General features: G+C 74.5%; 15 protein-coding genes. 4 read left to right on the top strand and 11 right to left on the bottom strand.

Annotated features, from left to right (window positions below; genetic code table 11):
• Positions 1-1953: ATP-binding protein (locus ACFVGO_RS37055; RefSeq protein WP_380636540.1), on the bottom strand; the 1953-nt coding region annotated here is incomplete at its 3' end.
• A gap of 245 nt (positions 1954-2198) precedes the next feature.
• On the opposite strand from ACFVGO_RS37055, the gene gabT reads away from it, so the two are divergent.
• Both gabT and ACFVGO_RS37065 read left to right on the top strand, forming a co-directional pair.
• Entirely contained in the window at positions 2199-3539 is a 1341-nt protein-coding gene (gabT, locus tag ACFVGO_RS37060; RefSeq protein WP_359909189.1) for a 4-aminobutyrate--2-oxoglutarate transaminase, read from the top strand.
• Positions 3540-4020: 481 nt separating this feature from the next.
• Entirely contained in the window at positions 4021-4686 is a 666-nt protein-coding gene (locus tag ACFVGO_RS37065) for a phosphatase PAP2 family protein (RefSeq protein WP_380636543.1), read from the top strand.
• On the opposite strand, the gene ACFVGO_RS37070 is transcribed toward ACFVGO_RS37065, so the two are convergent.
• Entirely contained in the window at positions 4656-4991 is a 336-nt protein-coding gene (locus ACFVGO_RS37070) for a DUF2218 domain-containing protein (RefSeq protein ID WP_359909195.1), read from the bottom strand. The genes ACFVGO_RS37065 and ACFVGO_RS37070 overlap by 31 nt on opposite strands.
• Before the next feature lie 167 nt (positions 4992-5158).
• Here ACFVGO_RS37070 and ACFVGO_RS37075 point away from each other — a divergent pair, with 167 nt between their 5' ends.
• Positions 5159-5680, top strand: a complete 522-nt coding sequence (locus ACFVGO_RS37075) for a MarR family transcriptional regulator (protein WP_359909198.1) — start codon at positions 5159-5161, stop codon at positions 5678-5680.
• Here the strand turns inward: ACFVGO_RS37075 and ACFVGO_RS37080 are convergent.
• Positions 5595-6536, bottom strand: coding sequence for an EamA family transporter (locus ACFVGO_RS37080; RefSeq protein ID WP_359909228.1), 942 nt, complete (start codon positions 6534-6536; stop codon positions 5595-5597). The two genes, ACFVGO_RS37075 and ACFVGO_RS37080, sit on opposite strands and share 86 nt — an antisense overlap.
• Positions 6537-6705: 169 nt before the next feature.
• On the opposite strand from ACFVGO_RS37080, the gene ACFVGO_RS37085 reads away from it, so the two are divergent.
• Complete coding sequence (locus ACFVGO_RS37085; RefSeq protein ID WP_359909201.1) at positions 6706-7611, top strand: LysR family transcriptional regulator; 906 nt, start codon at positions 6706-6708, stop codon at positions 7609-7611.
• An 81-nt stretch (positions 7612-7692) separates the two neighbouring features.
• Here the strand turns inward: ACFVGO_RS37085 and ACFVGO_RS37090 are convergent, their stop codons facing one another.
• The 8 genes from ACFVGO_RS37090 to ACFVGO_RS37125 form a co-directional block, all read right to left on the bottom strand.
• Positions 7693-8457, bottom strand: coding sequence for a ZIP family metal transporter (locus ACFVGO_RS37090; RefSeq protein ID WP_380636548.1), 765 nt, complete (start codon positions 8455-8457; stop codon positions 7693-7695).
• Between the two features lie 273 nt (positions 8458-8730).
• Complete coding sequence (locus tag ACFVGO_RS37095) at positions 8731-10506, bottom strand: restriction endonuclease (RefSeq protein WP_380636551.1); 1776 nt, start codon at positions 10504-10506, stop codon at positions 8731-8733.
• Positions 10507-10620: 114 nt separating this feature from the next.
• Positions 10621-12645 (bottom strand): hypothetical protein, encoded by a 2025-nt coding sequence (locus ACFVGO_RS37100; protein ID WP_380636553.1) that lies wholly within the window; start codon positions 12643-12645, stop codon positions 10621-10623.
• Positions 12646-12945: 300 nt separating this feature from the next.
• On the bottom strand, positions 12946-13602 hold the full coding sequence (locus ACFVGO_RS37105; RefSeq protein WP_359909213.1) for a YigZ family protein: 657 nt from the start codon (positions 13600-13602) through the stop codon (positions 12946-12948).
• Between the two features lie 132 nt (positions 13603-13734).
• Entirely contained in the window at positions 13735-15024 is a 1290-nt protein-coding gene (locus tag ACFVGO_RS37110; RefSeq protein WP_380636556.1) for a DUF6986 family protein, read from the bottom strand.
• Between the two features lie 110 nt (positions 15025-15134).
• Positions 15135-16757 carry a DUF2637 domain-containing protein gene (locus ACFVGO_RS37115; RefSeq protein ID WP_380636559.1) on the bottom strand — a complete coding sequence of 541 codons (1623 nt, stop codon included), beginning with the start codon at positions 16755-16757 and terminating at the stop codon, positions 15135-15137.
• 220 nt (positions 16758-16977) lie between these two features.
• Positions 16978-17643 (bottom strand): response regulator transcription factor, encoded by a 666-nt coding sequence (locus ACFVGO_RS37120; RefSeq protein WP_359909220.1) that lies wholly within the window; start codon positions 17641-17643, stop codon positions 16978-16980.
• The gene (locus tag ACFVGO_RS37125) at positions 17595-19004 is read right to left on the bottom strand and encodes a histidine kinase (RefSeq protein WP_359909222.1); all 1410 of its coding nucleotides are present in this window, start codon (positions 19002-19004) and stop codon (positions 17595-17597) included. Before ACFVGO_RS37125 ends, ACFVGO_RS37120 begins: the two co-directional genes overlap by 49 nt.
• Between the last annotated feature and the right edge of the window lie 247 nt (positions 19005-19251).

The following is a 19251-nucleotide window of genomic DNA, read 5'->3' on the forward strand; positions in this document are numbered from 1 at the left end:
CTCCACATCCCGCGTCGTCACCGACTCCGTCTGCGCCGTCGTCCCCGACAACGCCTTCCGCCCGACCCGCCCGGCCCGCCGTATCACCCCACCGGAGGTGTCGGGGGTGTGGGTGACCGCGGTCTCCTGCACCAGGTGCGTCCCCCAGGCCTCCGAGAACAGCTTCCCGTCCCACGGCGCGATCCCCGGGAACGCCATCCGGCAGCCGACCGCGCCGAACAGCGGAGCCCGCAGCGCCTCCGGCAGGTCCACCAGCGTCCGCAGCAACAGCACCGCGCCCGCGTTCGCCCCGCGCATCCGCTGCAGGCCGCGCACCGCGGTGGCGTCCAGCGCCGCCGAGGCGTCGTCCACCACCAGGCCCGCGAACAGCGAACGGTCCTCGCGGGCCCCGGCCGCCTGCACGAACTGCCCCACCACCAGCCGGGACAGCATCCGCGCCGCCTCCGGGTGACTCCGCTCGGGCAACTTCACCCGCACCCGCAGCGGATGGTCCAGCACCCGCATCGCGAACGGGGGCCGACCGGTTCCGTCGGTCGCGAAGGCCCCGTCGAAGGCGGGCCGCTCCAACAGCGCCAGCCGGTCCGCCAGCAGCGCCCCGGGGTCGTCCGCCCGGTCGCGCTGCCGCTCCCGGTGCTCCAGGTCCCGCTCGTGGACGGCCAGCCGGCCGGCCACCCCGAGCGCCTTCACCAGGGGCGCCAGCACATCCGGCTCACCCGCCAGCAGCGCCCGCAGCTCCCGCACCCCCGGGTAACGGCCGTACGCCGCGTGGAACGGGCCCACCACCTGCTGCAACACGGTCCGGGCGTGCTCCGCGCGGGCGGTCAGCTCGTCCGGCAGCAACGCCTCGGCCAGCCGGGCGGCCGCCTCGTCGGGGTCCCGTGCGGCGCCGTAGAGGTCCAGCCCGTACAGCGAGGACGGATCACCGGGCGCGATCACCACGTCGTACCAGTCGTCCGGGCCGAGATCGGCGTCCGCCGCCCCGACCACCACCGCACAGGCCGTACCCGACAACGCCTGCAGGCACAACGCCTCCGCCACCGGCCGGGCCAGCCGCGCCGTCTTCCCCGTACCGGCCGGGCCCACCGCCAGCAGCGACGTGCCCAGCACCGCCGGGTCCAGCGCGAAACCGGCCGCCCGGTGGCCCAACGGGTTCTTCGGGACGTCCTGCGCGGTGCCCAGCCGGACCTGGCCGAGCAGCAGATCGTGCCGCTCGGCACGGCCGGGCAGCTCGCGCGACTCGGAAGGATGGGCGAAGGCCGCCGCACCGCGCGAGGCCACCTGCTCGGCGAAGGCGGGCACGAACACCGGGTCCGCCTGGGCGGACTCCCAGGCACGCCGGATCCGCACGTAGTCGACGTCCCCCACGGCCTCACCGTCCAGCCGGGCCGCCGCCCCGACCGCACCGCCCCGGCGCAGCCCGTCCCACGGATCCTGCCCCCGCACACCCTCGGCCGCCCCCGGGGCGTCCTCCTCGACGGGCCGCTCCTGCGTCACCGTGCGCGACAGCAGCGGAGTGACGTAGCGGCGCCACACCTCGGGCCAGCGGCCCATCCGGCCGAAAACCTTGATGACGGCCGCAGCCACCAACACGTTCACCGACAGCCCGACAGCAGTCACGAGGGTCTCGCTGGGGTGTTCGACCCAGACGGTAATCACGATCAGGTGGAGCACGAGCTGAGTGCCGTAGACGAAGGCCGGCCACCCCACCACCGCATTCAGCCCCGCCCGCAGCAGCAGCGGCCAGGTGGCGACCTTGGCCGCCTCCGCCCGCTCCGGGTCGAGGCGGCGGTAGCCGAGCCGGTAGACGCCCGGTTCGGCGTCGGGGCGCGGGGCGCAGGCCCAGGCGGCGAGGTCGAAGGGGGCGGTGCCCCCGCCGGGGCGTTGGTGGGGCAAGGGGCTCGGGGGGCTGGTGGTGGTGTGCTCGCCGTGGTGGTGTGCCCCGTCCTGTGCCATGTACGGCCCCGCTCCCTCGCCCGCCCGCCCGGCCCGACCGCCGTCGGTGCCGCCATACCCATGCCGCCGTACCGGCGACACGCCCGCGCTCAGGGTAGTGGAGCGTGGCCTGCGGGTAGTCGTGCCGCTCGCGCTGGCCGTGCCGGACAAGTCGGACGGCGCACTGCTACCGAGTGGCGCGTGCCCGGGTGGGGAGGGCGGCCGTAGCCTGCGAAGCACCGAGCCGAGAAGTCTGGAGAAACCCCATGAGCGCCGCAACGCCGCTCCCGCAGGAGCGCCGCCTGGTCACCGCGATCCCCGGTCCGAAGTCGCAGGAGCTGCACGCCCGCAAGCTGGGTGCGGTGGCGGCCGGTGTCGGCACCACCCTGCCGGTGTACGTGTCCCGTGCCAACGGCGGCGTGCTGGAGGACGTGGACGGCAACTCGCTGATCGACTTCGGTTCCGGCATCGCCGTGACGAACGTCGGCAACAGCGCCGAGGCCGTGGTGGCCCGGACGACCGAGCAGTTGGGCAACTTCACGCACACCTGTTTCATGGTGACCCCGTACGAGGGTTACGTGGCGGTCGCCGAGCAGCTGAACGAGCTGACCCCGGGTGACCACGAGAAGCGCACCGCGCTGTTCAACTCGGGTTCCGAGGCCGTCGAGAACGCGGTGAAGATCGCCCGTGCCTACACCAAGCGCCAGGCCATCGTGGTGTTCGACCACGGTTACCACGGCCGCACCAACCTGACCCTGGCGCTGACGGCGAAGAACATGCCGTACAAGCAGGGCTTCGGTCCGTTCGCCCCCGAGGTCTACCGGGTGCCGGTCGCCTACCCGTACCGCTGGCTGACCGGTGCGGAGAACGCCGCCGCCGAGGCCGCGGCCCAGGCGATCGACGCGATCAACAAGCAGATCGGTGCCGAGAACGTCGCCGCGATCATCATCGAGCCGATCCAGGGCGAGGGCGGCTTCATCGAGCCGGCCAAGGGCTTCCTGCCGGCGATCGTGGAGTTCGCGAAGGCGAACGGCATCGTGTTCGTCGCGGACGAGATCCAGACCGGTTTCTGCCGCACCGGCCAGTGGTTCGCGTGCGAGGACGAGGGCATCGTCCCGGACCTGATCACCACCGCGAAGGGCATCGCCGGCGGTCTGCCGCTGTCCGCGCTGACCGGCCGCGCCGAGATCATGGACGCCGCGCAGACCGGTGGTCTGGGTGGCACCTACGGTGGCAACCCGGTGGCCTGCGCCGCCGCGCTGGGCGCCATCGAGACCATGAAGGAGCTGGACCTCAACGGCAAGGCTCAGCGGATCGGCGAGATCATGCTGGGCCGCCTGCGGGCCATGCAGGAGAAGTACGAGATCATCGGTGAGGTCCGCGGCCGCGGTGCGATGATCGCCGTCGAGCTGGTGCTGCCGGGCGGCAAGGAGCCGAACGCGGCGGCCACCGCGGCCATCGCCAAGGCCTGCCACGCCGAGGGCCTGGTCGTGCTGACCGCCGGCACCTACGGCAACGTGCTGCGCTTCCTGCCGCCGCTGGTCATGCCGGAGCACCTGCTGACCGAGGGCCTGGACATCCTGGAGGGTGCGTTCGCCGCCCTCTGAGCGGTGTCGCCCGTCAGGTCGTGAACCCCCCGCCGGAGGGTTGTCCGGACAGCGCTGAACGGCCCGTGGGGACCTCTTGGTCCGCACGGGCCGTTCGGTTTCCGGCGTGCCGCGCGGGCGGTCCGGGCATGATCGACGGGGTGCCCCGGAGGTGGCCCGGCGCGGGGTGAAGATGATGTGCGGAATCGCTGAAGGCGCTCGGCGCGGAAAGGCTGTTGACGTAGTGTCATCGCAGATGGACAGCGAGCCTCAGCCGTTGGCGCGGCCGTCCGCGGGGCCCCTTCCGGGGCCGGTCGCGCGGGTGCCGCACGAGGACGACCAGGCCGGCCCGGGAGGGTCGGCGCCCACCGAAGGCCGATCGACCGACCGTCCGACCCACACCCCCCGGGGCGCGCGGAATGGCGATCATCAGGGCCGCCCCGGAGCTCTCCCCCCTGCTCCGGGGCGGCTGTCCGCCGTTCCGGGCCGGGTGGCGCGGTCGGTGGCGGTGCCGGTGGTCGCGGCGGTGCTGCTGGTGGTGGTGTCCTGGCAGGTCGCGGCGGAGGGGCCGCTGCTCGGCGTGGACCGCTGGGTCCGCCGGGCGGTCCGTTCGGCCCATCGGGACTTCCCGAACGCCTTGCTCGACCGGCTCGGTCTCCTCCTGTCGGACCTGGGCAGCAGCGTTCCGGCGGTCCCGGTGCTGCTGCTGGCCGGTGCTCTGGCCGCGTGGCTCGGGCGCCGGGCCGGGGCCGGGCGCTGGTGGCTGCCGCTGCCGGTGGCGGCGCTGACGGCGGTGCTGATCCCGTTGCTGGTGGTCCCGGCGAAGTCGGCCTTCGGCCGGCCGGGTCCGCTCGGGGAGCCGCTGGCGGCGGGCCAGTGGGGCTGGTACCCGTCCGGGCACACCGCGACCGCGACGGTCGCGTACGGGGTGGCGGCGCTGTTGCTGGCCCGGGTGGCGGGGCCGCGCGCCGTCCGGGGGTTGACGGCGGGTGCGGTGCTGTTGTCGCTCGGGGTGGGCGCGGGGCTGGTGTGGAGCGATTTCCACTGGCTGCTGGACGTGGTGGCGAGCTGGTGCCTGGCCGTCCTGGTGCTGTGGGCGTTCGCCCGGTGGCTGCCCCGGCCGGGTTCCGGGGGGCGTCAGGCCTCGGGGGCCTCTTCGTTGCGGTGAACGAGGCCGGGCTCGCCGTTGTCCCGGTGCCATGCGATGACGAGTTCGTCGCGGGCGCCGAAGCGGACCAGGTGGCGGCCGACGACGTCCTCCAGGCCGGGCAGGTTCTCGCGCTCGCCCTCGACGGTGAGCAGCAGCGCGTCGGGCTGTGCCTCCAGGGTGGCGGTGCCGGCGCCGAAGACCATCGTGCCGCGGCCGGTCTCCTCCGAGTAGACGGCCTCGATCTTGCGCCCCATGTGGGCGGTGAGCTGCTTGGCGTAACGGCCCGGGCGGTCGGTGGCGACGCGGGCTTCGGAGCGGGGCATGGGTCCTCCAAGGTCGGGGAGGGGAACTTAGGGTCCCCTCACTCGGGGCAACGCTAACCCAGATACTGAGCTAAGCTCAACATATTTCCGCGATCACCCTCCGCCGCCGGCCGCGGGCCCCGGACCGACGGCTACCCTTGGGCGGACGCCAGCCGAGGAGACCGCCGATGACCACCACGCCGACCGACGAACCGGCGGACCCCTCCTCCGGCCCCCGGTCCGGCACCCCGGACACCGCCGCCGAACTGGCCGACGCGATGACCAGGGCGATCAAGCGGATCCGCCGTCAGACCGGCTGGCGGCTGGAGCCGTACGGCATCACCCCCGGCCAGGCCCGGGCGCTGCGCACGCTCGCCCACGTCCCCGGCTGCGAGACGCCGGACCACGCGATGCGGCTGAGCGACCTCGCCGACAAGCTGCACATCGCCCCGCGCTCGGCGACCACCGTGGTCGACGCGCTGGAGGAGGCCGGCCTGGTCGAGCGCAGCCCCGACCCGGCCGACCGGCGGGCGGTGCGGATCCTGCTGACCGAGGCCGGCCGGGCGGCGGTGGAGCGGATCGGGCAGGTCCGGGACGAGGTGGCGCAGGAGTACTTCGGCGAGGTCAGCCCCGCCGACGAGGAGGTGCTGCTGCGGGTGCTGCGCTCGGCCGAGGCCCGCTTCCTCGAAGCCGGGCCACCACGCCGGTAGCGGCCCCCGGCCGCAGCGCGGTGATCCCGATCCCGGCGATCACCAGCAGCGCGGCCGCGGCGGCGGTCGGGCTGATCCGCTCGCCCAGCAGCAGCCAGGCCGAGGACATCCCGAACACCGGGACCAGCAGCGAGTAGGGCGCGACGGCGGTCGCGTCGTAGGTGCGCAGCAGGAAGCTCCAGGCGACGAAGCCGAACAGGGTGGAGACCAGCCCGACGTAGCCGATCGCGCCCAGTCCGGCCGGGGTGATCCCGCGCAGGGCGCGCAGGTCCGCGTCGGGCCCCTCGACCAGCAGGGACAGGCCCAGCAGCGGCAGCGGCGGGACGGCGCTGACCCAGACCATCCAGCGCAGGGCGTCCGGCGGCGCGGCCCTGCGGGTCAGCACGTTGGCCAGGCCCCAGGCGAGGGCGGCCAGGACGACCAGGGCGAAGGCCCCGAGCGGTCCGCCCGCGCCCTGGTCCCAGGCGCTCAGCGCGATGCCGGCGAAGGCGACCGCCAGGCCCGCCAGCCGCTGCCGGCCGGGGCGCTCGCGCAGCAGTAGGGCGGCGAACAGCGCGGTGAAGCCGGCCTGCCCCTGGAGCACCAGGGAGGAGAGTCCGGCCGGCATCCCGGCGTGCATGCCGAGGAAGAGCAGCCCGAACTTGACCACCCCGAGGACCACGCCGACCGCCACCACCCAGCGCCGGGCGACCCTGGGCGGGCCGACGAAGAAGACCGCCGGCACCGCGACGGCGGCGAACCGCAGGGCACAGAAGAGCAGTGGCGGGAAGCTGTCCAGGCCGATGTGGATCAGGACGAAGTTGAGGCCCCAGACGGCGGCCACCAGGACGGCCAGGGCGATGTGGCGCGGGCTCATGCCGCCCGGACCGCCGTTGCCACTCGTGCCACTCGTGCTGCCGGTGCTGCCCGTGCTGGTGCGGCCGCTCGGGGCGGCGGCGGTTGTCGCGGTCATGGGTCGAGCATGGCGACCCCGGACCGTGTAGCACCAGCGATGAATACTGAAGCGGACACTTTAGGATCACTGCATGATGGATCTGGGGCGCCTGCGGGCGCTGCACGCGGTGGCGGTGCACGGCTCGGTCGGCGGGGCGGCGGCCGCGCTCGGCTTCACGCCCTCGGCGGTCTCGCAGCAGATCGCCAAGCTGGAGCGGGAGACCCGCACGGTGCTGCTGGAACGGCAGGGCCGTGGCGTGGTGCTGACCGACGCGGCGCGCGAGCTGGCCGTCACCGCGCGGACCGTGCTGGGGCTGGTGGAGCAGGCCGAGGTGCGGCTGGAGGAGCAGCGCGGCCGGGCCGTCGGGCGGCTGCTGGTGGCCGCGTTCCCGTCCGGTGCCCGCGGACTGATGCCCGGGGCGCTGGCCGATCTGCGGCGGCGCTGCCCGGAGCTGGACGTCCGGCTGCTGGAGCGCGACCCCTACCCGGCGGCCGAACTGGTGGCCCGGGGCGAGGTGGACCTGGCGCTGGTGCAGGACTGGCCGACCGTGCCGCTGCCGGTGCAGGAGGGGGTCTCCCGGATGGACCTCGGCACGGACCCGGTGGACCTGCTGCTGCCCGCCGACGACGATCTGGCCGCGCTCGACCCGGTGCCGGTGGAGCGGCTGTGCGGGCAGCGCTGGATCAGCGTGCCGCCGGGCAACATCTGCCACGACTGGCTGGTCCGCACGCTGCGCGAGGCCGGCGAGGAGCCGGACGTGCGCTACCAGGTCGGGGAGTTCGAGACGCAGATCGCCCTGGTCGCGGCCGGTCTGGGCATGGGTCTGGTGCCCAGGCTCGGACGGGGCCCGCTGCCGCCCGGGGTGGCGGTCCGCCGGGTGGCGCCGGAGCCCGGCCGCCGGGTGTTCGCGCTCTGGCGCTCCCAGGCCTCCCGGCGTCCGGCCATCACCGAGGCGCTGGCCTCGATGCGGGAGTGCTGGGGGCGGCTTCCGGCCTGAGGGCCGCCGTGTTCGAGGGCATCGCGGGGGCCCGGGCCTCGTACGGGCCTCGTGCGGGCTCGTACGGGCCTCGTACGGGCCTCAGCCGGCGAAGCCGATCACCAGCCACATGAAGCCGACCCCGGCCACGGTGCAGAGCAGGGTGGTGCGCGAGGGGTGCGGGCTGTGCGCCTCGGGGAGGATGTCCGAGGTCGCCAGGTAGAGCAGGAAGCCGGAGAAGAAGCCCAGGTAGAGGCCGAGCAGGTGCGCCGGGATGGTGAACGCCAGGGTGATCGCCGCGCCGGACACCGGGGCCAGTGCGTCGGCGGCGAGCAGGGTCAGCGCCCGCCTCCGGTTGTTCCCGTACAGCCGGGTGATCGTGTACGTGTTGAAGCCGTCGGCGAAGTCGTGCGCGACCACCGCGATGGCCACCACCGTGCCGACCGTGGTGCCGGCCTGGAAGGCGGCGCCGATCGCGAAGCCGTCCATGATGCTGTGCCCGACCAGGGCCAGTGCGGCGGTCATCCCGACGCCCTGGTGCCCGACGGAGCGGGTGTGCCCGTGCTGGTGGCCGTGGGAGTGCGCGGCGTACTCGCCCTCGTGGCCGCGGTGGATGGCGACCGCGCGCTCGATCACGTGGATGGTGAGGAAGCCGGCCGCGAACATCAGCAGCGCCTGCGGGACGCCGTGCAGTTCGTTCGGGGCCTGGTGGATCGCCTCGGGCAGCAGGTCGAAGGCGACGACGCCGAGCATCAGACCGGCGGCGAAGCCGAGCACCAGGTGGCGGCGGTCGCGGGTGCGCTGGGCCACGAAGCCGCCGACGAGGGTCATCAGGAACGCCGCGGCGGCGACCAGTACCGCGGTCATCGGGCCGACTCCGTCCCGGGTCCGGCCTGGTGGCCGGGGCCTTCACCGGGTGGTCCGCCGAGCGTTCTGCCCATTCCTCTCCCCCTGGGATCCGCCCGTGACCGGGCCGACCGCCGACCGTACCGGACGCCCGTTCGACGGCGATCACCCGGGGTGCCGGGCCCGACCGGGAGCCGTGCCCCCAGCCTCGGCCCGGGCCCGCTCGGGCGCCCCCCGGATGGGCCGCCGGTTGGGCTGTCGGAGTGAGGCCGCCCCGCCGGGGCGAGGGGCCCGTCAGCCGCCGGTGGCGAGCGGCAGGCCGAGGTGGGTGTGGGCGAGTTCGCGGACGCCGTCGCCGTCGATCAGGTGGATGTGACGGTGGCTCTCCTCGGCGGTGAGGTCCAGCACCTCCTCGGTGAAGCGGCCGGTGGTCAGCCGCAGCCCGCGCTCGGCGGACTCCTCCCCGACCGCCTCGGCCAGGGTCTCGATCTGCTCGGCGCCGACCGACGCGGTGTCCCGGGAGGCCCAGACCACCCAGCGGCCGGGCAGCGCGGTCCCGGGCGCGCCCTCGCCGGTGGCGACCAGCCCGGCCGGGCCGCGCAGCCGGACGCTCCACTGCGCGATCCCGCCCCTGGTCAGCAGGTCCCGCACCAGCTGGGCGAACTCGTTGGCGGACAGGTCGGAGGCGGCCGGCACGGTGGCCCCGGCCCGGGCGGCCGGCTGGACACCGGCCCGGTCGTACGGGTCCGGGGTGACGGCGGCGCCGAGCTGGCGCAGCCGCACCAGGGCCTCGTCCTGCTCGGCGTCGGCGTAGACGCCCTCGTCGTCGCGTTCCTCGTACGGGGTGCCCGGCGGCAGCAGCCGGGTGCGGGCCAGTGCGTCGCGGTCGGCGTCCACGCTGACCAGGCAGAGCGGCTCGGCCGCGGCGGGGTCGCGCAGCCAGCCGTTGAGGACGACGCCGGCGAGTATCTCGTCGGTGTCGACGGCGTCGGCGGCCTGGAGGGCGCGCAGGGCGAGCCGGGCGACCAGCCGCAGGTAGTCGGTGGCCCGGTCCGCGGGCGGGCGCGGCACCGGGCGGATGTCGCCGTCCGGGTCGAGCCGGTAGCCGGTGAGCGAGGGCACCAGGTCGAGCGGCGGCAGGTCGAGGTCCAGCACGGCGGTGCGGGTGAGCGGGCGGAAGACCGCCCGGCAGGGGGCGGGCAGGTCCTGGGTGGCGGTCTCGGCGGCGGCCAGCGCCCGTTCCAGCAGCGATTCCACCGCGGCCGGTTCGGCCAGCCGGTAGGCCCGCCGGCATTCCTCCAGGCTCTCGTTGTACTCGCGCACGGCGCGGGCCCGGGCCTCCTCGGCCGCCTCGTGGGCGCGCCGGGACTCGTCGGCGGCCGGGCTTCCGGCCTCGGCCCGGCGGGTGCGCCACTCGCGCAGGGCGCGCTGGTGGGTGAGCCGGGCCTGGGCCAGCTCGCGCTGGTAGCCGGAGTCGAGCAGCCGGCGGGAGGGGCCGCTGTCCGGGTCGGCCGCGGGCGGCTCGGCGGGAGCGTAGTCCTCCCAGCGGGGCTCGGAGTCCTCGGCCGCGGCGGGACCGTCGGCCGGGTAGGGGCGGGGCTGGTAGTGGCGCAGCTGACTCTCGAAGTCCATGGCCGAGACGGGCAGCGCGGCCCGTCGCAGCAGGTCGGCCAGCCGGTCGTGCTCGGCCTGGACGGTGCGGGTGCGGTGGTGGGTCAGGGCGGCGGCCCGGGCGTGCGCCGCCACGGCCTCGTCCTGGTCGGCCTCGGCGGGGCCGGACTGGCCGGAGTGGCCGGTTCCGTGGTCGGCTCGGCCGGGGCCGGGGCCGACGGGGTCCGGGTCGGACGGACCGGCACCGGTTGGACCGCGACCTGCCGGATCGCCACCTGCCGGGCCGTCGCCGGACGGGCCGTCACCGGCCGTGCCCCCACCGGGGCGGCCGGCGACGGCGTCGCCCGGCTCCTGCTCCTCCTCGGCTCCGAGGTCGCGGAAGACCGAGGCGAGGAAGCCCGGCCGGGGGAACTGGACGGTGGCGGTTCCGTCGGACTGGCCGTCTGCTGGGTACTGCATCGGTCGTCGTTCCCCCATGCTCGTCCGGCGCCTGCCCGGGGCGATCGGCGAACCTGTGGACCCGCCGCTGCCGGACATTGTCCCCCGAACGGACGCAGCGGTCAGCCAAGCCGCTCAGTTGGTCCGGGTGTTGGTGAGGTGCAGACCGATGTAGCCGACGTAGATCCGGCCGCTGCCGGAGCAGTCGTCCAGGTAGTGCAGCCGGGGCGCGGTGCGGCCGCCGCCGATCCGCAGGTGCGCGCCCATGAACGCGCGCCGGGAGGAGTCGACGCATTCCGGCACCGGCAGCATCCGCTCGCGCTTCCACTTGGTGTGGCTGAACACCGTCCTGGACTCCCCGCGGACCGCCTTGCGGGGCGGGAAGCGGTGGCAGCCCTCGGGGGTTCGCTCGCACCACTGTTTGAAGTCCCCGCCGGCCGCGCCGCGGACGGCCGCCTCGGCGTACTCCTGGAGGGCGGTCAGCCCGTCCCAGGCGAGCCGGGCCCAGCCCGCGCCGGCGCACTGCAGCTCGTCCAGGGCGAGCGCGTTCTTCTGGTCCCCGGTGAAGGTCACCAGCGGGAACTCGCCCAGTCTGGCCATGAGTTCGGAGAAGGTCTCGGGCGTGCCCCGGTGGTCGTGGAGCTGGGCGACGGAGTGCGGCCCGACGACCGGACCACTGCCCGGTGCGACGCAGTGGCGTCCGGTCAGGGCGCGGGTTCCGGAGCGGAGGCGGCCCTCCCGGATGTCCCGGCCGTCGCGGCCCTCCCGGCCCTGGCCCCGTTCCCGGTGCTCGCGGCGTTCCAGGCGCAGGGTGTGCCGGACCCGCTCCAGCTCGTCGGCCCGGGCCTGCTGCTCCGCGCGGTCCTGCTGCTCCTCGCGGACGAGCGCGGCCAGGCCGTCGCCCTGGTCCGGGGCGGCCCGTTCGGCGACCTGTTCGCAGGCCTGCCCGACGACGTGCCCAGCCGTCCGCCCGGCCTGCTCGGATGCCCGCTCGACGGTCTGCTCCGCGGTCTGCTCGGCGGACCGCTCGGCGAACTGCTGGGCGGACCGCTCGGCGGGCTCGCGGAGCTGCGGCGGCGGGACGCGCAGCACCGGGACGGCCGCGAGCGGCGGTGGCAGCGGCTGCTCCGCGGCCAGGCGGCGCGGCTCGCGGGCGAGCAGCCCGGCGGCGCGGCGCAGGTCCTCTTCTATTCGGCCCCGGGCGAGCACCGGATGTCGGGCGCTGTCCTGCCGGGAGGCCGGGTCGACCTCGGGCAGGTAGGTGCGCACCGCTCCGCCGTAGACGGTGTGGTACTCCAGCGCGACGTTGAACCCGGTGCGGGCGCCGGGGTCCAGCACGTAGGTGGTGGCGAGGCCGGGCAGCTGCTGGCAGAGCGGGGCCACCACGTCCTCCACCCAGCGGTCGAGCGGGAGGTTCACCGGGACGCTGGCCACCACCGTGGGCAGCCTGCGCTCGGGGTCGCACAGCTCGTCGATCAGGGCGTCGACCTCGTCGGCCGTGATCACCCGGGGGGTGGAGCGGACGGCGGACGGGCCGTCGGTGGCGTCGAGCAGCGGGAGGAGCGAGCGGGCGAGTTCGGGCACCGGCACCCGGCACGGGGTGCGCACACCGCTGCCGGTGCTGTGTGTCTCGGCCTCCAGCCGGACCCAGGTGGGGCCGTCCGCCGCGGTGGCCACGGTGAGGGTGAGCTGCTGGGTGCCGTGCGGGGCCGGGGTGCGCAGGCGGCGGCGGTCGTAGCGGCCGGCGCCCGGGCCCTCGCGCAGCGGGCCCAGGTCGCGGTCGAGCAGGACGCGCTCGCCCAGGCGGAGGCGCTCGGCGGTGGGAGCCGGTTCGGCGCTCTGCCCGACGGGGGCGCGGTGGGCCGGTGGGGGCTCCTCGTAGCCCTCCTGCTTCAGCCAGGAGGCCAGCTGTTCGTCGGCCAGGGCGACGGCCTCGGCGTGCCCGAGGAGCGTGGTGACCGTCATCCGGTAGGGCGTCGCGGGACCGCGGGGGCCGGGCAGGTCGGCGGCGGCGTGCGCGCGGACGCGGTTCGGGGCGGGGCGGTTCGCGATCGGGTGGTTCGAGGTCGGGTGGTACGAAGTCGGACGGTTCGAGGTCGGGCGGCTGGAGATCGGGTTCGTCGCGGACAGGGGATTCGAGGTCGAACGGTCTGAGGTCATGCGCATACCTCCGCGGTGCGGGGTCGGGTCCTGTGTCCTCCATCGACGGTTTCGTCCGGTTCTGCCGGAACCTTGCCCAGGAAACGCCACGGCCCGGAGCGGAAGTTCCAACTCCGGGCAACGACACTACGTTCGGGTGAATCTGCTCAAGCGTTCTTCCGCGTGGCGCAAGGCCTGGGCTACCGGAAACGGCCGGTCACGGGCCGTCCGACGAGCCGTCCCGCGGATCGTCCGTCCCCCGGGACCCACGAGGTGCCACCCGCCCCGCGGCCGGACCGCTGCCGCTCGGAGCGGCACCGCTCAGACCGGCACCTCGACATAGGTGCGGCCGGCCGGGACCGCCACCGCGGTACCGCCGGTCGCCTCCGCCAGCCAGGTGTGGAACTCCGCCACGTCCGGCTCCGGCACGCCCACCTCGATCCGCACCCCGGTGGCCTCGTAGGCCAGATCGCTCACCGTGTACCCGGCCGCCCGCAGGTCGTTCTCCACCCGCCCGGCCCGGACGTGGTCCACCGTCACCGCGAGCAGCGCGACCGGCCGCCGCTCCAGCAGGCCGATCCCGTCCACCGCCGCCGAGACCGCGTTGCCGTACGCCCGCACCAGGCCGCCCGCACCGAGCTTGATCCCGCCGAAGTACCGGGTGACCACGGCGACGGTGTCGGTCAGCCCGCGCCGGCGCAGCACCTCCAGCATCGGCACCCCGGCCGTGCCGCCGGGTTCGCCGTCGTCGCTGGAGCGCTCGCGGCGCTGCTCGTCGCCGACCACGAAGGCGGTGCAGTTGTGCCGGGCGTCCCAGTACTGCTTGCGGATGCCGGCGATGAACGCCTGCGCCTCCTCCTCGTCGGCGACCCGGGCGAGGTGACAGATGAACCGGGACTTCTTGATCTCGGTCTCGTGGCTGCCGGCCCGCCGGATGGTGAGGTACGGCCTGGCGGTGGGCTCCGGCGTGGCGGACATGGCGGGGAGGTCCTCCCGAGGACGGCGAAGGCTGACGGCGCCCGCCCCGGGACACCGGGGCGGCACCGCCAGCCTAGTTGGCGCACGACGGGAGGACCGGCGGCCGGCGGCCGGCCACGGGCCGCCGACGGGTCAGCGCCCGGCCAGGGCGTTCAGCCGCGCGCGGTCCAGACCGGTCAGCGCGGCGACCTCGGCGAGGTCGACGGCGCCGCAGTCCAGGCCGCGCAGCAGGTAGCCGCTCAGCGCCCGGGCGGTGGCAGGCTCGTCCATCACGTCGCCGCCCGCCTTCGCGACGTACGCGACCAGTCGGGCGGCTGCGACCGCCAGGCCCTCGCGGTAGAAGGAGTAGACCGCGACGTAGCGGGTGGGCAGGTGCGCCGGGTGCATGTCCCAGCCCTGGTAGTACGCGCGGGCCAGCGAGCGGCGGACCAGGCCGTGGTGGAGCTTCCAGGCGGCGTGCACCTGCTCGGTGGAACCGGTCGGGACGACGTTGGTCGAGCCGTCGGAGAGCCGGACCCCGGTGCCCGCGGCCGCCACCTGCATGACCGCCTTGGCGTGGTCGGCGACCGGGTGGTCCATGCTCTGGTGGGCCGCGCTGACGCCGCAGGCGGCACTGTAGTCGAAGGTCCCGTAGTGCAGGCCGGTGGCGCGTCCCTCGGCGGCCTCGATCATCCGGGCGACGGTGGCCCGGCCGTCCGGGCCGAGGATCGCCTGGGTGGTCTCGATCTGGATCTCGAAGCCGATCCGGCCGGCGGGCAGCCCGGCCCGGCGCTCGAAGTCCTCCAGCAGCCGGACCAGCGCGGTGACCTGCTCGGCGTAGGTCACCTTCGGCAGGGTCAGGACCAGGCCCTCCGGCAGCCCTCCGCGGGCCAGCAGGGTGGCCAGGAACAGCTCCAGGGTGCGGATGCCGCGGGCCCGGACGGCGGCCTCCATGCACTTGATCCGGATGCCGAGGTACGGCGGGGCGCCGCCCCCGGCCACCGCGGCGGCGACCAGCCCGGCGGCGCGGACGGCGGCCGCGTCCTCCTCGGCGTCGGGGCGGGGGCCGTAGCCGTCCTCGAAGTCGATCCGCAGGTCCTCGATCGGCTCGCGCTCCAGCTTGGCGCGGACCCGGGCGTGCACGTCGGCGAGCAGTTCGTCGTCCGCGACGCCGAGGGCGCGGGCCAGTTCGGCGGGGGTGGCGGCGTGCCGGTCGAAGGCCTCCAGGGCCCGGCGGCCCCACTCCCGCACGGTGTCGGCACCGAAGGCGTCGGCCGGGACGTAGACGGTGTGCACCGGCTGCCTGGTCCCGGGTTCGCCCGGGTAACGGCGTGCCAGACCGGCGTCGACGGGGGCGAGCAGCGCCTCCACGGCGGCGCGGGCCGCGGTGGAGAAGGAGGCCCCGTCCGTCGGCCCGTTTCCGTCGACCCCGACCCGTGTCATCCGCACTCCTCCATGCCGAACCAGCGCTTCAACAGTTTGTTGAGGCGAAGGTAGCTCCGGCGGGTACGGGCGTCAATGGCCGCCCCGGCACCGGACGGTGGCGGCCGCGGTCAGTCCCTCCCGGCGGCGGCGTAGCGCTCGTTCAGCTCCGGGTACAGGTCGGCGACCTCCTTGGGGTGGACCGAACCGTCCGGACCCTTGCCGGTGACGCCGAACTCCCTGGTCAGCCAGTCGGCGAGGCGCTGGGGGTCGGGCTGGTGGCCGTAGCTGTCCATGTAGGAGACGAGCGCCTCGTAGGCGAGGTCCGGGTCGAGGCGCGCGGGCACCGGAGCAACCGCGCGCTGCTCGGCGTGGACCGGCTGCTCGGCGTGGACGCGCTCCTCGGCCGGGACCTGCTGCTCGTGCTCGGCGGGCTGCTCAAGCTGGTCGGACTGCTCGGGCTGCCGCTGCGAGCCGGCCGCGTGCTGGGCCTGCGGACCGGGCTCGGGCTCGGGGGCGGAGGTGGAGGCGGTGGCGGCGAGGGCGGTGGGCTCCTCGGCGACCGGGCGCGGGGGCTTGAACCAGGGCGAGGCCTGACCGGGCACCCGCCCACCCGGAGCGGCGTCGGCCGGGTGGCCGGTGGTGCGGACCGGGCGCTCGGTCCAGACGTTCAGCTCCTCGCCGCGCGGCTGCGGGACGGCGTCCGCCACCTCGTCCGGCTCCTGGGCGGCCCGCAGCCGGACGGCGGCCAGCTTCGCGAGCATCGGCGCGGCGACCTCGGCGGACAACGGCGCGACGGCCGCGGGTGCCTGTGCCTGTGCCTGTGCCTGTGCCTGTGCCTGTGCCTGTGCCGCAGCCTGTTCGGGCTGAGCCTGCTGAACCTGCTGGACCTGCGGAGCGGCCTGCTGGGCGGCCTGCGGCTCCTGCTGCGAGGGTTGCGGCTGTTGGGGCTGCTGCGGCTGCTGGGCGGGGGCCTCGGCGACCGGGGCGATGGCCGCGGCGGCGCGGTTCTCCTGGCCGGGTATCCCCTGCGCCTCCTGCTCCGGCAGCGCCTCCGGGACCTCGCGCACACGGCCCTCGTCATCCAGCCGGTCGAGCAGCGCCGGGTCCAGCGGCACGCCGAACTTGGCGAGCTTGAGCGGCAGCAGCGCCTGGATCGGCGCCGAGCGGCGCCAGCCGCGGCCGTACCGGAAACGCAGCTGCGCCCGGTAGACCAGACGGTTCTGTTCCAGTCGGATGACCTCGTCGTAGGAGCGGAGCTCCCAGAGCTTCATCCGCCGCCAGAGCCGGAAGGTCGGCACCGGCGAGAGGAGCCAGCGCATCACCCGGACCGACTCCATGTGGCGGTCCGCCGTGATCGCCGCTATTCGGCCGACCGCGTGCCGCGAGGCCTCGACCACGACGACGAAGAGCACCGGAATGACCGCGTGCATCCCCATGCCGAGCGGGTCGCCCCAGGACGCGGCCGCGTTGAAGGCGATGGTGGCGACGGTCAGCAGCCACGCGGTCTGCCGCAGCATCGGGAAGGGTATCCGCAGCCAGGTCAGCACCAGGTCGAGCGCGAGGAGCACGACGATGCCGGCGTCCACGCCGATCGGGAAGGCGTAGGAGAAGGCGCCGAAGCCCTTCTCCTCGGCCAGCTCGCGCACCGCGTTGTACGAGCCCGCGAAGCCGATGCCCGAAATGATGCAGGCACCGGCCGCGACCAGGCCGAGCAGGCCACGATGGGCCTTGGTGAGCGTTGGGCGTGCCATTACGTCTATCAACCCCTGGATGTCGGCCGCTGGCGTACAGTGCCTCGGCTGCCGGGTCCCGTTGGTCGGGCCGCCGGACGGCTGAGCAGCCTCCGGGCTCGGCCCACCGGAGTTTACTCGTACGCGTGTTTAAGCGTTCCCACAGCCTGGGGTGTCACAGTGCGGCGGCCGAACGCCGGCCCGGCACCGTGAGGATCGGCGCCGGGGGCCGGCCGGACCGTCAGCGGGTCTGCCTCGCCGTGCCGTTGAGGTAGGCCAGTACGGCCAGCACCCGGCGGTTGGCGTCCTCGTCCGGGGCGAGGTCGAGCTTGCCGAAGATGTTGGCGATGTGCTTGGCCACCGCACCGTCGCTCACCGACAGCCGGGCGGCGATCGCCGAGTTGGAACAGCCCTCGGCCATCAGTTCCAGCACCTCGCGCTCCCGCGGGGACAGCCGCAGCAACGGACCGGGCCTGCGCGCGGTGGTCTCCATCAGCTTGGCGATCACGTCCGGGTCCATCGCCGTGCCGCCGGCCGCCACCCGGCGGACCGCGTCGATGAACTGCCCGGCGTTGAACACCCGGTCCTTCAGCAGGTAGCCGATCCCCCCGGTGCCGTCGGCCAGCAACTCCCGCGCGTAGAGCTGCTGGACGTGCTGCGACAGCACCAGCACCGGCAGGCCCTGGATCTCCCGCCGTGCCTTGAGCGCGGCCTGCAGGCCTTCGTCGGTGAGCGTCGGGGGCAGCCGGACGTCGACCACGGCCACGTCCGGCCGGTGGGTCAGAAGCGCCTCCAGCAGCTCGGGACCGGTCTCCACCGCCGCGGCGATGGTGAAGCCGTGCGCTTCCAGCAGCCGGATCAGGCCCTCGCGAAGGAGGTAGAGGTCCTCGGCGAGGACAACTCGCACGGCAACTCCAAGGTGATGGTGGTGGGTCCGCCCGACGTGCTGTCGATGGAGAGGACACCGTCGAAGGTACCCAATCGCTTCTCGATACCACGCAGTCCGGTACCCCGCGAAGGGTCCGCCACCCCCACCCCGTCGTCCGTCACCGTGATCCGCAGGAGGCCGGCCCGGTAGAGGATGTCCACCCAGACCTGCTCCGCCTCCGAGTGCTTGGCCGCGTTGGCCAGCAGCTCGCAGATGCTGAAGTACACGGCGGCCTCCACCGGCGCCGGCGGACGGTCCGGCAGGCTCACGCACACCTCGGTCGGCAGCGCGCTGTCCAGCGCGAGGGCCCGGACGGCATCGCCGAGTCCGCGCTCGGCGAGCACCGGCGGGTGGATGCCGCGCACCAGGTCCCGCAGCTCCTGGAGGGCCCGGGCCGAGGACTGGCGAGCCTCGGCCAGGAGCTCCCGCGCGGCCCCCTGGTCGGTGTCCATCAGGTGCTCGATGGTGCCCAGCGTCATCCCTATCGCGACCAGTCGCGCCTGGGCGCCGTCGTGCAGGTCCCGCTCGATCCGTCGCAGCTCGGCCGCCTGGCTGCCCGCCGCGTCCGCCCGCGTCTCGGTCAACTCGACGACCCGCCTGGTCAGCTGGGCCCGCGTCGCCCGGCCGTCCTGGTCCAGCACCCGGCGGGCGGCCTCCGCGTACATCCGCACCGCGAACGGGGCCAGGAGTATGCCGCCGACGACCATGGCGGCTCCGAGCACGACGCTCAGCAGCATGGACGCCATCCGGCCGCTCAGCGGGCCGAAGTCGTCCGCCGGCACCTGCGAGGACAGGGCGTAGGCGACGCCCAGCCCGAGCAGGACGGCCACCGGGCCGGCCAGGGCCACCACGAGGAACGGGTTCACCAGCAGCCAGAGCAGCTCGCCGCGGGTGGTCCGGTCCCGCAGGCCCCAGTGGACGATCTGCGCGTACTTCGCCACCGTCCGCGACCGGTGGTAGGTGTAGCCCGTCCACCAGTGCCCCCGGCCGTCCAACTCCAGCTCCGGCCAGGGCTCGTAGACCGCCGGCAGCCGTATGCCGAACCAGCGCTCAAACTGGCCGCGGGTGCGGTTCGCAGTACGGCGGACGCTGGCTGCGGCCACCACACCACCGGCGGCCACTGCCACCAGAAGCGCGAGGAAGAGCCCCAGGTCGTACGACTGCAGGAGCCGGGCGGTTATCGCCCCCGAGAAGATCGCCGCGCCCACCGGCAGCACCACCCCCGGCACCGCTGCCAACACCACCACACCGAGCCGCGCCAGCCCCTCACCGCCGGCCTTGAAGGCCGCCTGGGCCTGAGCACGTACGGACGCGCCGCTCGTACGACTCACTGTTGTCACGGGAAGCTCCTGATGCCGGTACCGATCGTCCTCCATCAGTCTTCACGAACCGTCCAGCACCCACACTGGCCATGGCACCCCAATCCCGAGGTGGACCTAGGACCACCTGCGAGTGGAGGAAGTGACACCGACCGGTGAGACAGTCCGGAAATGCGAAGAACCCCCATCCGGATCCCGGATGGGGGTTCTTCTGAAGAATTGTTCGGCGGCGTCCTACTCTCCCACAGGGTCCCCCCTGCAGTACCAT

The sequence above is a fragment of the Kitasatospora sp. NPDC057738 genome, assembly GCF_042798815.1.
In the GTDB taxonomy this organism is placed as follows: domain Bacteria; phylum Actinomycetota; class Actinomycetes; order Streptomycetales; family Streptomycetaceae; genus Kitasatospora; species Kitasatospora lactacystinica.